The following is a 15,462-nucleotide window of genomic DNA, read 5'->3' on the forward strand; positions in this document are numbered from 1 at the left end:
TAACACATCTTAAGTTAGATGTCAACAACTTTAATCTTCTTTTTCCGGATTCTGATTAAGATTTAGAATTTCTTGTGCTTTAGTCATTATTTCATCAGTTACTTTAGTAATCGGTTCACCTTCTAACCAGAATGCCTCATATTGTTGGTCTATCACTTGCTTAATTTGAGCTTCATACTTCATATTTTGAAACCCACTCAACTCTTGATAACTACCACGATTAATATAAGTTAAAATTTCTTCTTTAATTTTAGAACTTAAATCTGTTTCTTCTTTCCAAAGTTCTGCTAAAGATAAATAAACCGGTACTACATTTAATTTTTTGGCCACAAAGAGTTGTTTCTGTTGATTCATAAATTTAGCGAATTTATATACCGCTTTTGTATGGTCATCACCTTTATATTCTTCCTGTCTAAAGAGAAGTAAACTGGATACTTTTAGAGGTACTCTCTTTTCCTCCGGATCATTAGTTGGAATTGGCATTAAAGTTAATTCTACATCAGACTCTTTTTGATCTCTTTGATAAAGATTATTTAATAACCATATATTAACTGGAGCGATTATGCCGGCGCGATTTTGCCAAAAGTAAGGTAGTAATTTCTTATTCATCTCTTCTGGTTGATCATAAAAGAGTTCATGACTGCGCAAATCATCTAAAAAATCAAAAGTAGTCTCTAGTTGTTGAGAAGTTAGTAGTAACTCTCCTTCCTTAGAGATAAGACTCTGCGTCCCATTCATTCTCAATAATTGATAAAATAACTTAGAATTATAAGGATTAAAGATAATACAACTCTTACGATTTAGATCCTTAATCTGCTTAGCCCCTTGATAGAAAGTATCCCAGGTCCAACCTTCTTCTTGAATTCTAGTTAAGTCTAAGTTCGTTTCAGAAAGTAAACTTCGATTGCCAACCCATACTTGAGGCGCTAACCAATTAGGCATTCCCCATATCTTTTCATCATAGCTTAATGCCTTGATTCCTAATTGATTATACTCTTGAAATATATCTCTTTCCTTGGTGCTTTCCGCAGCAAAGAATATATCGACTGGAATCTGTAACTCCTTACTAATTAATTTTTTACTAAAGATATCATTATAAATATCCGGTGGTTTACCTTCCTCTAATTTTTCTTGCAATTTATCCTCACCATTGATAAAAGATAACAGCTCATAGTTCACTTTAATATTTGGATACATATCATTAAATTCACCAATAGCTTCTTGTAAAAACTCTTCATAATCTCCTTCTTGACCAATGAATAATGGATAATCCCAATAAGTTATTTGATACTCTTTATCTTCAACTAACTGCACTTGAGGATTGATCTTAAAGCCTTCTTCACCTTTAAGATTGAGATAGAAAGTTAAACCAGCAGTAATTAATATGATTAAAGCCATCATACCGATTAATAATGGCCAATTAGTATCCGCATCAAAAATATTTAACTTATCTAACATATTTATTTCCCCTCCTTTCTACTTAATATTTAAGATATAAAATGTATTCTCATCACCGCTTAAATCATCTTTTAAACCATAAATATACTTAAACTCACGCATAGCTTTCTTCGTACTATCACCAAATCTACCATCTGTATAGCCTGGGTCAAAACCATTTGCTCTTAACTTCTCTTGAAACAATAATACATCTTTACCAGTCTGACCCGGTCGAAAAGTGTGAGTAATCTTAATTGGATCTCTCCTGCCAATAATTTTAACTCGGGTGCCTACATCTACCCAATTATAAAGTACTCGTACATTGCGATTAAACATTCTGATACAACCATGACTAGCTGCAGTTCCTATCGAGCCTGGTTTGTTAGTACCATGGATTCCATAAATCCCCCAGGGAACATTCAATCTCATCCACCTAACACCAAAGCCACCACCCCAGTGAGCATCTTTAGCAATAATTGCCCATTCACCAATAGGTGACTTAGTCGAAGGCTTTCCAACGGCTACCGGAAACTTATGATAAGGTTCTCCATCAGAATAAACGATCATCTGTTTTTTATAAGCATCAATTAAAAGACGTACTTCACCTTTTGGCGGTTCTAACTTCTTATTTGCTACTTCTTGACCTTTATTTAAACTTTGAGCTAAATTTAACCAAGTATTTTGTCTTACTACCCCAGTAATTGATAAGTTATTGGCCTTTTGAAATTTTTTAACAGCTAAATATGTATTCCAATCATAAGTAGAATTTAACTCTCGCTTATAAAATCCTAACTTCTTTAATTCCTTCTGTAATTCTAAAATATCACTACCTGTCATCCGCGGACTCTTTAACGATAATATTCTTATCTCTTCACAATCACATATCGGGCCTACATCAAGTGCTAACGTGGGTGTTATTATAAATACAAATACTAAACTCAATAAAATAGTTCTATCTAACCTCAATTTTTATCCTCCTTTCACATAATTCTTAGCTCAACATATTGTGGGCTTTAGTAATGATAGATATGTTAAAGAATGAAGAAATATACTATATTCAAATAAAAAAACCTCTCTTAACGAGAGGGTAGTCATAACTTCTATTTAATAATATTTTTTATATAATCAATTGCTTCTTGACGATTATTTATCTTACCTTGAGCTTGGGCTGCTTCTATTTTTGCTAGTAGCCTTCCTATTTCGGGACCTTCGTCTAATGAGAAAATTTCTATAAGATCATTACCATCTAACAAAAGTTGAGATGTTCGTTCTTCTACTTGGTGATTTTCTTCTATTAATTCTCGAAGAAAACGTAGATTGTCGAAGAGATCTTCAGTTCTATCATTCAATAATTTAGTACTTAGTGTATCAGCTGCTGCTAAAAGACAGATATCAGCGACCCATCCCTCAGCTGCCTTAAAGAAACGATACTTTCCCTTATCCGTCAAATTTTCAGCATAATATAGAGCCAAAGGTCGCATATGGTACCTAATTAATCGTTTGATATAGAGTATTTGGCGGTTATTAAATGATAGGTCACTTAAGATAGCCTCAATATAATCTGCTCCTTCTTTATCATGACCATAAAAATGAACTTCACCATCAATAACTTCCTCAGTCAACAACTTACCTATATCATGAAAGAGAGCAGCAAATTTAATTAAAGGTAATTTCTCTTTTCTTATCTTCGTAAACCAATAAGCATCTTCTAATAATGCTTCTACTTGTTCTACAGTATAGAGTGAATGAGTCCAAACATCTTCTAAATGGTACTTACATTCACCAATAATCTTCATCCGCTCAACTTGTGGAATTAATATTGAAAACAGTGAAAATTCATCTTCTAAGTAAGTAAAGTTATCCGCAGCATTATCAGCTTGCGCAATCTTCATTAACTCGTCGTGAATACGCTCACTAGCTACGCTCTTTATTCGTTTTGCTTCCTTTCTTATTAAATATTCAGTATCTGGTTCAATATTAAAACCTAATTGAGCCTTAAATCTTATCGCTCTTAATAAACGAAGCGGATCTTTTTTGAATGTACTTCCACTCATTGCCCTAATTATCTTATACTTAATATCTGACTCGCCACCTAATGGGTCAATAATTCTTGCTGATCTATTATCTTTATGTAGTCTCCATAAGTCTATATCAGTTATTGGTATTGCCATAGCATTAATAGTAAAATCACGATAAAAGAGATCATCTTGTATAGAACCACCAGCTATCGGTGTGAAATCGTAGATCATATCATCATAAACTACTCGATAAATATCATAATAATCATCTAAAACTACGAAACTACCGTTTATATTATCGGCAAACTCTTTTGCAATCTCCTCCACTTCATTAGAAATTGCTATATCTATATCGTGACTTTCTTTATCTAATAGATAGTCCCTAACAAAGCCTCCTACTAGATAACCTCTAAGGTTATGTTTCTTTAAAATATCATTTAACTCATCTAAAAATTGCATCACTTATTTTCTCCTTATACATTTAATTTCTCACAATAGACTCTAGTACCTATAATATCTTAATCAATCCAATTATGCAAGATGATTTCCATTAAAAAAGCATATTCTATGCAATTGCATAAAATATGCTTAATAGGACATTAATTATTTTCATTATTAAAATATTCTTTTATTCCAGCTACTATTCCCTCAGCAACTTGCTGCTGAAAATCATGAGTGTTTAATAAATACTCTTCGTGCAAATTAGATAAGAAAGCAGTTTCAATTAAGAGAGCTGGCATTTCTGTCTCTCTTAATACAGCAAAGTTAGCTGCTTTTAAACCATTATCTTCAATCTGAATCCTTTTCATTATTTCACTCTGTACATACCATGCTAAAGCCCAATTCTTTTTAGAAGCAGACCAATGAGCATAAGTAGCTGTTCCACCAATTGTTGATAAGTTATTAGAATTAGCATGAATACTAATAAATAGATCTGCTGGCCATCTATTAGCCATTTCTGCACGTCCAGAGAGAGAAATAAATTCATTCTGCCCCCTAGTCATCAACGTTTTAAAGTTTTCTTGCTTTAATAATTTATTTACTTTTTTTGCTATTTGATAGACTACTTTACTTTCTTCAACTCCTGAAATTCCGATTGCCCCGGGATCTTGTCCACCATGACCAGGATCAATTACAATTCTTTTCTGATTTAAATTGCTATTTGAATCTGGTCTTTTGAGATTATAATCACTAGTTATTGAAGAAGTTACTATCCTATTCTTACTTTTAACTTCCAAAATTAACTTTGAATCTTCTTTTTTAAGATAATAACTACTCATCTGATTAATATCAGCAACGATTCTAACTGATGCCGGATTAACTTGATATTGACTGACTCTGATTTTTTTAACTATATTCTTATTAAGCGGAATTATATCTTTAGCATCACCTATGTTAATATTCTTAAGATCAAGAACTAGACGTTGTGGTTGATGATAAAGTTGTAATTCAGAGTCTGGTAGTGAATCAGTTTTAATAATCACTTGGAACTTATTTTTAGATTCATTAATATCTATATCCTCTATCTGATTAGAAGAGTAATAAATAGTCTTATCACTTGCTTGCCAGGCCAATTTACCACCATAAATCTTAGGTAGAAGTCTTAACGGAATCATTGCCTTATCATTAACCAGCTTAGCTTTTATACTTAGAGGAATAACTTCTGTATTAACAATAGCCACTCGTTCATTTAACGGTAACCTAACCTTAAATTTATTCCTATTAATCCTTAATTCATCTTTATAACGATCCCAAATTACTGTTTCTCCAAAGTAAGTCGATAGAATCTCTGCTGGAACCAAAGTTCTACCATCAATCACCATTAAGTCTTGATTAACCTGTTGACCATTAATTACTAAGTCTACACTTTCAGCTGCTACTGGAATAGAAATAAGTATCATTGCCATAGTCAGTACTATAATGTATTGGTATTTATTATTCAATTAATAACACCTTTTCTATATGTATTTTCACCTCTATAATTTTATTTTCTCTCTTTTTATAAATTCTAGATATTATCGGTAGTACCTTTTATCAAAATATGGCAACGGGATGTTAGTTGACAGTGAAGCCCAGAAAAGAGCTTTCGAATTAGAAGTAGAGTCTATCGTAGGCTTGCGGCCAGCTTTGAAGTTTAAGCTGGGCGAGACAGTGAAGCCCAGAAAAGAGTTTTCGGATTAAAAGCAGAGTCTATAGTAGGTTGGGTGAGATAGTAAAAATATTTAGATATAGATTGAACATAGACTAAAAATAATTTTGAAATTGATAATTTAATAGTAGTCATAAGTGACTAAGTTATAACTGTACGTTGACTAACAAGAATCAGTGACACTTGTTAGTGTCAGTAGTTCATTTAATCACTGCATCTCTATAGCAAGAACGACATATTAGCTCTTAAATTTCTTAGACGCTACGTTTCAATCCTTGTTCTAGAACCCAACTCCCAACTCTCAAACTAGATGCTCCCAGCTTCCATGGGTTCATATCCAGCCTTGAACTTTAGGCTGGATATTGGAAAAATACTTTCTTTTAGAACCTCAGTTTAATAAACTTAAATCTTTCTATCATTTCCTTCATCTGTATTTCTTCTATTTTACAGAATTTATTTAATAACTTTAGTACTAATTCTTTAAAGCGATGATAATTTTCTTTACTTATAAATTCAAAACCATGGGCTAAAATACTTTGATTACGAGTATTAATAGTACTCATCATCCAACCCCAATCAATCACTTCACTAATTGGATCATCTAGTGCAGATAATAAGATATAACCTTTTATGCAACTAATTTTCTCCGGAAAAATTTCCATCTTATTAAGTGGTTTTACAGGAGCAATAATTTCATTCATCTTGTCTAGCAACTCCATTTTTTTAGACTTAGATAAAGCAGGAGCAGAAACATCTATATCATGACTGGCCAATCTACGTTGAGCTATCATCTCCAATATTCTATATAATAATAAAGAAGCTATATCATAGCGGTTATTATCTTCTTTTCTCACCGCACTGCTATATATTGAGAAAATTAGAGATTTTACATGTTCAATATTATCTAACTTTTCTAAACCTCTTTTATCTGTAACTTCTTGAAGAATTTTTAAAATACTAAGCTGTTTAGATAGCCGAGGAATCTTTTCAGTATATATTGAATACCTTTTTGCTTCATAAAGGCCCTCTTCTAGTTTTTTAATGGCCTTAATTAAATTAAACTTCTCCCAATTAGCATAAGCATCCGCCCACAAATTAAGAACTTTGTACTTTCGATCATCTCGTACCTTATTAAGTAATTCATTGAATTTTTTAGCAGCAGCCTGATAATTATGTTCATTCCACAATCCAAAAGCCTTCTTTTCATCTAAATCCCCAAAAACTTCATAAGGATTCTCAATTTTCGCTAACCTTTCAGTCCCCGGTTCAGCAGCTCTAAATTGCCGTAAATATTTACTAGTTATATAAAAAACATCTGCACCAATTAAACTTCCAGCCATAGCTGCTCCTGTACTCATGCTCTTTGTCCCACCTGTAAAATCAACAGCTAATTTAATCGGTTCTACTAAGTCATCATAAAGCTCTTTAATTTTCTGATAGACATCAATCGGACTTGCTTTATCTACCATCTTAGTATAACACTGACTAAATTTTAAATCTATAAAATTAAAAATCTTATCTAATTCTTTTTTAGTAGTTCTAGTTACTAAAAAGAGAACATTTTTAGGTTGTAAAGCTAAAATTGAAAGAACAATCGGTTGATAAGATTGACCAACTGTGACAATCAGGTAATCATAATCTTCTTCAAATTTATTTTCATCTTTAGCCAAAAATTCCTCAATTATTAATTCCATAATCTCATTATCATAGTAGTCATTCGCTTTTTCCCAATCGCTATTATTTTCTCTAGACATATTTTTCCAAGTGTTAATCTTCTTATATAAAGTTTCTTTGATTTCTTGTCTGTTCAAATTGATAATACCTCCCTCTTTGAATTAAAATTACTTTATAATCTTTAGTTAGCTATAAGTATTAACTTTTTTAAGTTTATCTATTTTAATATATGAATTAATTTTTTTTAAAATATCTGAGTTAAGTAAATTACTAACTTCTTCATAATACTCAGCACTATCTCTTATATCATTACTAAATACTCCTTTACTTTCTAAAGAACCATGAGCTATCCTATGTCTTATTTCTTTTATATTCTTATACATAGTAGCTAATCTTTCAAAAATATTCCATGATTTTTGCTCACTTATATCCTTTTTAAACCTTGTATAATTATCTAGTAAGAAAGCCATCATTCTTCTTTCACTTCGCTCTACAGGGTCTACCCCATATATTTCACATAACTTTGTTAAAAAAGCTTCTGTTAAACAGATATAGCCATTAGCATATCTTGTATTATCAAAATACCAACCAGCTATTTCTAATTGAAATTTAGCATCAGATTCTAGATTATTAAATCTATCAATAAAATTTTGTAGTTGCGGTAGTATATACTTTAACCCCTTCTTTATCTCTGATAAATCTTTGTTTTCTAAACTCTCTTTCAAACTCTTAATCCTATTCTTTAAATCAACCAAATAGTTTATATTAACTAACTCTGAGATATATTTTATATCACGACTCATCTGTCGACTATTAATTAAATCAGAAATTAGATAACCATTGCCATAATTAGTAAAGTCATAAACCCCTCTAATTAATTTTGATATATCAAATAAAGGTTTTAAATCTACTACTTGTGTATACCCTAGTTCTTTTTTCACTTCTAACATTCCATAATATATTCCTGCTAATTTTATTCTCTTTCTTCCTAACGTTTGAATAAAATCCATCATTAAATACATAAATAATGGAATTGAACGAAAAGCATGCGTAATATCTAAATATATCTCATCACCATCTTCTAATTCATCAATTAGCTGCATAAAAATATCAAAATTATTCCATAACTCTTCTTCCGAAAGACCATAATGAATCAAATGACAACTAGACCCACCTTGTGCATCAGAGTTAATAGAAACTAAATACTCATCAATGACACTAGTAACTTTATTTAAATCAGATTCATCAATCATACTAACTTGACTATTAGATACTTCTATCTTCTCTACTAGCTCACAGTAATAATCTAAATCAATTTCTTGTTTTGAATGACTAGCCTTAAAATAGTATCGATAAACTTCCTCCCACATCGAACCTTGAGTACCAACTATAACTATTTTATCAACTTCAAGATATTTAGCTAAAGCAGCTGCTACAAAAGAAGTCTCATATTCATTCTCATCACCATCAAACTTATATTTAGCAGTCCTATATTGCCTTAATGGATTATTATTTGATTCATCAAAATATCCTGCTCCTAAAGGAGACATTAACACTTTAGCCATTATTAATCCCCCATTCTATTAATTCAATATAACTATTAATCATGTAATCTTTTATAAGTCTCAAACTCTTCTTTGTACTGGTTATATGACTTAATTTTACCTCTACTTCTAGCTACAGCCATCCTTTTAAAGGCTTTCGCACCGTGTCTATCTTCAACAAACTCTCTTAAATTAGCATATTTTAGTTCATTTGCACCCTGTTTAACTTTACCTTTAGATTGATTATTATCATTTTGTCTACCTTGATTCGTGTCATATTTATTTTTTACCTCATTCTTAATTAACCTAACCCATCCTAATACCTCTTTAACTTTTCCATCATTACTAACTACAGTTCTAGTCTTAGGAAAAGGATCATGGTTACCTAAATTAGCATCTTTTCTTACCCTATTTAGTTCATTTTCAGAAAACAAGTTAGCAATTGAATTCTCAAAGAAAGTCTTTCCAGCACCTAAACGTAAGATTGCCCCTTCTTTAGTTTCCATTAATTCTTGTGCTTCATTGATTAATTCAGTATACAAACTAATTACCATACCAAAAGAGCCATTAGATGCTTTTAACTCTTTAATCTCTTTTTCTAGCAAATCAATATAGAACTTATTAATTCTTACTAAAATTTCATTTTCATTATTTTGATATAGATACTTAAATTTGTTAGTAAGTTGATGATAACCTTTTTGAGCTTTAGACTGGAGATGAATATTAGTTTCTAAACCTGATTGAATAACTTCTTTAGTTATAGGAATGTTATCTTTTCCTTCTTTAATATCTAATCGATAAGTTTTAACTACTTCTACCTCTTCATTTAATAATGGTTCACTATCAGATAAATGTAAAAAATTCATAATATCATTACCAGATTTATCGAAAAGATCTTCACCGATATAACTTCTGTTTCTATTCATTCTTTTAAAATTATATCCATCATCTTTAAGATGAGTATATAATAAAGCAGTACGAATAGCACCTTTTAAAGTACTACCCGGAATATAAGGACGATTTCCAGTAGAAATAGTTCTTTGAATTTCTTCACCTTTAATTTGACCACCACTTACAGTTACCTTTTTACTAACAAAATCCCTTAAACGCATTGAATTATTAACAAAGAAGTCTTCTAGCTTATATCTATCACTAGAATTACCGCTTGCTTGTTTTTTTATAATTGTTACAAATTGATTTATTAAATCCGTAGCATCTTCTAAATTAAAAAGATATTCTTCTAATTTTTGATGATCTATGTAATAAACTTCACCGCTTTGATAGATATAATCACTATAGGGTGATAAACTTTCTCCACTTCCAATATGAACAGGGGTAATTGTTTGTAAAGTTAATTCCATTATCTATCCCCTCCAAAACCTATTAGAAAGCTCTTACCATTTAATAATACATTATGCTGTTTAAAACTGTCTGGAGTAACATCTTTAAGTTGACCTTCAATTTTTTGTAATAAAACACTTCCTTCAGTCATTACTCTAACACTCTTTTTGCGATATGGTTGGCCTCCTTGAGAGTATAAATAACCACTTCTTTTAGCTAATTGATAGCTTATCATATTTTCTACTTCTTCTTTTTGTGGAAAAAGGGTAGAAAGATTGACATAATAATTTCCTGCTCTTGATAACCCCTTTAATTCATTTTCTCCAATTGCAACTATCTCTTCAAAATGCCCCATTCCTCGACTCCGTTTACCGCCAATTCCTTCTTCAACTAATAATCTAAAAATAGCTTTTAATTCTTTCTTCAAATCTCCTTCATATAAGAAAAACATAAAAGGTTTAATTTGATAATCATCAATTTCTGTATATATTAATTCCATATCATTTTGATAATAAAAGTTCTTTGCTTCACTATTAAATCTATCAACTGTCAGTTTAGGTCGTGATGACTTTTGAATAAACTTAAAATCATTAATCTTAGATCCTATTAAGCCTAAGTCCGCTATTTCCTCTTTTGTACAAGCAAATTGATTGCCAATTACTATTAAATCAAGAAGATTATAATTGAACATCTCTTCTTTTGGATTCCAATTATCTAATAATTTTTGATAAGCACCTAGAGATAGATAAGAAATCTTCTTAATCTTTTTATGAACCCAAATTTCATCATCGCTATCTACTTTTGATCTAATTTTTATGTTAGGTTTTGGTAAGAAGTACAGACTTTTCTTAATGTCAGCTTCTTCAGAAGTGATTATAAAATCTAAACCATAAAAAAGAGAAGAAATAGAAAAATCTCCAATCTCAAATAAATTAATAATTTCTTCTACTGTATCATCAGAATATAACAAAGCAGCATTATTAATAATTGCTGAAAAGAATTGATCAGATGAAAAGATTTCCTTTAAGTCTCCATTAGCATCACCAATATGAAATCCTGCTCGGTCTTCTATTAAAAACTTAATTCCCTGCATCTCTATTCAACTCCTAATTTACTCTGCATTTCTTGTCTTAACTCATTAAAATTGATTTCATCTAACTCTCCCTGGTAAAGATTCTTAACTTTATTATCTCCTTCATATTCTTTAATAGTCTTAATACCAATCTTTAAATCTTCAAATTTAATTCGACCATAACCTCGCGAACCATTTCCACCAATATAGTCATCTTCTAACATTCTTAAAGCTACTACTACCTCTTTAAATCTCTTTATATCTTCATCCATTAAAATGTTATAAACTAAATTCAAATCAAATTTAGCTCCTGCTGGTACTCGTTCTAGGTTCCGTAAGTTATCGGATTTAGAATTTTTACGATTAATAACATTCTCTACTTTACTTTCAGTATAATTTAATTCTAATTCAGAAAAAATTCCTACTTTATTTTTCATCTGTTTTTTTATAGTCTCATCTAAGTTTGCATCTCTAACATATAATCTAGTTGGTCCTATCTTTTCGTTACCAGCCCCTGCCCCAACTCCAAAAACAGTACATATTTCACATTCTTTTCTACCACAGTCACAAATTTTACTTCTTCCTTTCTTTTTTTCTATTAAGCTTCTTAACTTACCTTTCAAGGAAGAACCTGGTATATAAGGAATTCCTTCCGAAGTCTTAATTACAGTACTATCAAGTCCTCCAATTACCATATCAGTATTTGAACCACCAATAGCTAACCCCGTTAAAGATTTAATCTTTCCTTCTATAAATAATTTAGCACTTAATTTCATTTTTACAACCCCTTTCTACCATTTATTCTTTTATTTATCACCACCAACATATTTTCGATAAGCAACAACCGCTTCCATAAAATCTTTAAAGTTTTCTAAATGCATTTTGTTTTCTAACTCCATGTTCTTTGCAAGATAATCTAAGATATCCATAAACTCTTTTAGAGTACTATTATTTATATTTCTACCAGCAGTATAAGCAAATTGTGGTCTTAACATCTTAATACTTTTGCAATCCTCTTCCTCTGTACTCATAATTCTAGAATAAATTTTTCTAATCATTGAAGTAGTTACTTTTCCAGCTTCTTTATCTTTTAATCTCATTGCGTATTTTTTTACATTATCACAGAATTCATCATAATCTACTTCATCATTTTTCAAATTCAAAACATTTCTTTTAAAATATTCAACTAATTCATCTTCTATTTTCTCAACCTGAATAGCTTTATCTTTATCCTCATTGGGCTGTTTTTTTATTTTGAATTCTACATTATTTCCTTTTTCGAGTTCATCTGCATTTTGAGGTTTTACTACATTACTAAAATGTAAAAAAAAGTCCTCACCATTTTTTCCTCTAATAAATCCATATCCTTTCTGTTTTTTCAACTCTGTAATCCTTCCTTTCAATTTCTATTCCTCCTTTTCACTAGATACTTTAGTTTCTAATTCTGCCCATTTAACTGCCGCTGGAATGATCATAATATTACTGATCTTTTCATCATCCGATTTATCCAATAAATTATGGATAACAATTTCACGATAATAATCTATTAATTTTTCTGCATCTTCTTCATTCTTTTCTTTTACATCACGTAAATAATAAGATAAACGCCAAAATCTAAGATTATGTATGCTTTGGCCAGTAGAAGCCTTTAAAATCTTTTTAAATCCTAAGGTGCTTTTCATCACCTTATGTAATAAAGAACGACTATGATCTTTCTTAACTATCAATTTAACTAAGAAATCTTTAATTTCAATTACCTTGGCAAATTCAATCCAATTAAAAACTTCACCAAAGAGAGAGAGTTTATTCTTTTTTGGCCTGTCTTCGTCATTATCAACAAAATATTTTGCCTCATCTAAAGCTTCCTCAGTTAAATCAGCCGCCCTAATAATAGGATAATTAGGCCTATAAACTCCTAATCCTGCTGAAAAAGTAACTTGCGGATTTCTACAAGTATATTCTTCAAACTTATCACGAAACTTTTGAGCAAACTCAAAGACTGTCTTCCAAGCACCTACTATAAAAGTATCATCACCACCTGAAAATACTACATAAAGCTCTTGATCCCAACCTTCATCTTCGATTAATTGATTAATATACCCTTCAAAATAAAGGCCTAACATTCTACTCAAAGTGGTAACTCGTAAAATAGACCTATTATTTTCTAAACCTTGACTGAAAATAGCTCCTAAATTATCAACATCAAGCTTTAATAGACCTAACTTTTTATCTCCTATTCCTTCATTAACACTCTTTTTAGCTAATTGCTTGAAATTAATTTGCGTGTGCCCATCCATTGGTAACTGATAAGCCCCAAATTTGTAACCGGTACAACCATCATCAATAAAATCAGTAGAATTTATCTTATATACTTGTCCATCATAATCTTTGGTTGGTGGTCTTTTATTTAGATTAATTTGATAACCAAACAAACCAAAAATATCATTATAATCTTCAACATAATCTTCAAATTCATTTGTGCTTTCTGTAGTTTTAATATGGTAATAATTTGCTTCTTTTAGATTGTTCGTTAGATCAATAAAACTATTACATAAAGTACATATTTTAATCCCTTTCTCTTCTCCTTCTTCTAATAGTTTTAATTTTCTTTTACCTTCAGAAACACCACATACTTTACAATAATTATTCCCTTGATCAAAAGGTTCAAATATTTTATTAAAATTTTCTTTTAAACCTAACTCACTCCATTTTTTCTCCTTTAATTTTTCAATTTTTTCCCTAGCTTCACTCCATAACTTTGTGAAATCTTTGAATCCACTAGGAGAAAAAGCAATACTATCAATAGCAAAATATATCTCGCCATCATGTGCCTGCAAAAGTTTATTTAATATATTTTTTCTAACTTCTTTAATCTTATCTTTGTGGCAAGCAGGAACCAATAAATAAAAGTTACCTCCACCATTATAAAGTAAATTTGCTTCCTTTAAATTAAGTTCATCTAAGATATACTGCACAACAACATCAGCAATAAGATTCAGATAAACAGAACGCCCTTTCAAACTTTTGGCTGCTCCCTTGGAGGGAATATTAAATATAAAATCTTGAATACCAGAAATATCAGCACTAATTAAAAGAAATTGCTCTTTATCGCTTTTAATTAAATTTTCCAAATCATCATCAGTTAAATCTCCATTTTGATATTGGTCATAAAGACATAGCGTAATGGCAGCCTTAGTCTTTGTATAATCAAATAATGAAACATCTATCCCACCCTGTTTATGAGTAGCAGGAACACTCCATAAGTATTTTTGTAACAAATAATATAGCTGACTCTCGTTAGAAACTTTATCTATTTCTTTATGAAAGTTATCAATATGATTTTTATAATTACTCTCATAACCTTTTTCTTTCTTTTTAGGAAAGATATTTGTTAACTTCAATGGTTTTAATGGATAAATATATTCATCATTGCTTTCGTTATTATTTTTAAATAAATTCGCAAAAATTGAACTTAATGATCCATTAAAATAATCCTGATCTTTGTCTTTGATATCTCTTTGATTAATAGATGCTAACTGATTAGCCGACCTAATAATCTTTTGTGATTTATTTTCAGATTGATAGCTAGATAAAACATTATTAATATCTTCTTGAGAATCATTAATAAAGGAATAGTTTCCTTTTTGTAACCTAGCTAACAGTTCCAATGAATATTCTGAATAGCCTTCGGAGTCAGAATAGAACTCTCCAATTGTTCTTAATAAAGCGCTTATATATACCTCATTTCTCATCATAATTATACCAGCCTCTCTTTTGTCCACTTTGAATTGAATATAGTTATATCTTACTGAATTAAAATAATAATCTATCTTACATACCTATATTTTACTATTCGCTAAAAATATAGTATTTCCTGTAAAATTAATATTTAATTTTAACTTAATACTAAAAATAAAAAATAGTTATTAAACCTAAATTAAGTAAAAAATAGTTTTTTATTATATATATCACTTCAATCCTTGTTCTAGAACCCAACTCCCAACTCTCAAACTAGATGCTCCCAGCTTCCATGGGTTCATAGCCAGCCTTGAACTTTAGGCTGACTATTGGAATTTTACAGGAACCAGTGGTAGTTTGTCAGTCTCAGTAGTCTATTTAATTACAGCATCTCTATAGCAAAAAGACATAGCAACTCTTAATTTCATAGCCGCTACGTTTCAATTCTTGTTCTAATGGAATGTTGATCATAACAGGAGATTAATTATG

The 15,462-nt window shown here is 30.4% G+C and carries 12 protein-coding genes; 1 reads left to right on the plus strand and 11 read right to left on the minus strand.

Features of this window, described 5'->3' with window-relative positions; all coding sequences use genetic code 11:
• Nucleotides 1-30 precede the first annotated feature (30 nt).
• The 4 genes from BM077_RS04435 to BM077_RS04450 form a co-directional block, all read right to left on the minus strand.
• The gene (locus BM077_RS04435; protein ID WP_089748369.1) at nt 31-1,458 is read right to left on the minus strand and encodes an ABC transporter substrate-binding protein; all 1,428 of its coding nucleotides are present in this window, start codon (nt 1,456-1,458) and stop codon (nt 31-33) included.
• Between the two features lie 18 nt (nt 1,459-1,476).
• A complete protein-coding gene (locus tag BM077_RS04440; RefSeq protein ID WP_089748368.1) occupies nt 1,477-2,403 on the minus strand; it encodes a L,D-transpeptidase family protein in 927 nt (308 codons plus the stop codon).
• Nucleotides 2,404-2,537: 134 nt separating this feature from the next.
• A complete protein-coding gene (locus tag BM077_RS04445; RefSeq protein WP_089748367.1) occupies nt 2,538-3,914 on the minus strand; it encodes a CCA tRNA nucleotidyltransferase in 1,377 nt (458 codons plus the stop codon).
• Between the two features lie 140 nt (nt 3,915-4,054).
• Nucleotides 4,055-5,398 (minus strand): N-acetylmuramoyl-L-alanine amidase family protein, encoded by a 1,344-nt coding sequence (locus tag BM077_RS04450; RefSeq protein WP_089748366.1) that lies wholly within the window; start codon nt 5,396-5,398, stop codon nt 4,055-4,057.
• Nucleotides 5,399-5,507: 109 nt separating this feature from the next.
• Between BM077_RS04450 and BM077_RS13970 the strand changes: the two genes are divergently transcribed.
• Nucleotides 5,508-5,636 (plus strand): hypothetical protein, encoded by a 129-nt coding sequence (locus tag BM077_RS13970; RefSeq protein ID WP_255361548.1) that lies wholly within the window; start codon nt 5,508-5,510, stop codon nt 5,634-5,636.
• Between the two features lie 348 nt (nt 5,637-5,984).
• Here BM077_RS13970 and BM077_RS04455 read toward each other — a convergent pair whose 3' ends face one another.
• From BM077_RS04455 to cas10, 7 genes are read right to left on the minus strand one after another with little or no spacing between them, the layout of a single operon-like run.
• Nucleotides 5,985-7,415, minus strand: coding sequence for a TIGR02710 family CRISPR-associated CARF protein (locus BM077_RS04455; protein WP_089748365.1), 1,431 nt, complete (start codon nt 7,413-7,415; stop codon nt 5,985-5,987).
• A 48-nt stretch (nt 7,416-7,463) separates the two neighbouring features.
• Nucleotides 7,464-8,843 (minus strand): TIGR02221 family CRISPR-associated protein, encoded by a 1,380-nt coding sequence (gene csx2 / locus BM077_RS04460; protein ID WP_089748364.1) that lies wholly within the window; start codon nt 8,841-8,843, stop codon nt 7,464-7,466.
• Between the two features lie 35 nt (nt 8,844-8,878).
• Nucleotides 8,879-10,183, minus strand: coding sequence for a type III-A CRISPR-associated RAMP protein Csm5 (csm5, locus tag BM077_RS04465; RefSeq protein ID WP_089748363.1), 1,305 nt, complete (start codon nt 10,181-10,183; stop codon nt 8,879-8,881).
• On the minus strand, nt 10,183-11,256 hold the full coding sequence (gene csm4 / locus BM077_RS04470) for a type III-A CRISPR-associated RAMP protein Csm4 (protein ID WP_089748362.1): 1,074 nt from the start codon (nt 11,254-11,256) through the stop codon (nt 10,183-10,185). Before csm4 ends, csm5 begins: the two co-directional genes overlap by 1 nt.
• 2 nt (nt 11,257-11,258) lie before the next feature.
• Nucleotides 11,259-12,011: a type III-A CRISPR-associated RAMP protein Csm3 gene (csm3, locus tag BM077_RS04475; protein ID WP_089748361.1), complete on the minus strand. Its 753-nt coding sequence runs from the start codon at nt 12,009-12,011 to the stop codon at nt 11,259-11,261.
• A gap of 30 nt (nt 12,012-12,041) precedes the next feature.
• A complete protein-coding gene (gene csm2, locus BM077_RS04480; RefSeq protein ID WP_089748360.1) occupies nt 12,042-12,638 on the minus strand; it encodes a type III-A CRISPR-associated protein Csm2 in 597 nt (198 codons plus the stop codon).
• A gap of 3 nt (nt 12,639-12,641) precedes the next feature.
• Nucleotides 12,642-14,990, minus strand: coding sequence for a type III-A CRISPR-associated protein Cas10/Csm1 (gene cas10, locus BM077_RS04485; RefSeq protein WP_089748359.1), 2,349 nt, complete (start codon nt 14,988-14,990; stop codon nt 12,642-12,644).
• Nucleotides 14,991-15,462: the final 472 nt, after the last annotated feature.

The organism is Candidatus Frackibacter sp. WG13 (genome assembly GCF_900114655.1).
GTDB lineage: Bacteria > Bacillota > Halanaerobiia > Halobacteroidales > Acetohalobiaceae > Frackibacter.

Coding starts and splice junctions, on each gene's coding strand:
- BM077_RS04445 (WP_089748367.1), bottom strand. CDS start 3,914: ATGCAATTTTTAGATGAGTTAAATGATATTTTAAAGAAACATAACCTT.
- csm4 (WP_089748362.1), bottom strand. CDS start 11,256: ATGCAGGGAATTAAGTTTTTAATAGAAGACCGAGCAGGATTTCATATT.
- BM077_RS04435 (WP_089748369.1), bottom strand. CDS start 1,458: ATGTTAGATAAGTTAAATATTTTTGATGCGGATACTAATTGGCCATTA.
- cas10 (WP_089748359.1), bottom strand. CDS start 14,990: ATGATGAGAAATGAGGTATATATAAGCGCTTTATTAAGAACAATTGGA.
- csm3 (WP_089748361.1), bottom strand. CDS start 12,011: ATGAAATTAAGTGCTAAATTATTTATAGAAGGAAAGATTAAATCTTTA.
- csm5 (WP_089748363.1), bottom strand. CDS start 10,183: ATGGAATTAACTTTACAAACAATTACCCCTGTTCATATTGGAAGTGGA.
- csx2 (WP_089748364.1), bottom strand. CDS start 8,843: ATGGCTAAAGTGTTAATGTCTCCTTTAGGAGCAGGATATTTTGATGAA.
- BM077_RS13970 (WP_255361548.1), top strand. CDS start 5,508: ATGTTAGTTGACAGTGAAGCCCAGAAAAGAGCTTTCGAATTAGAAGTA.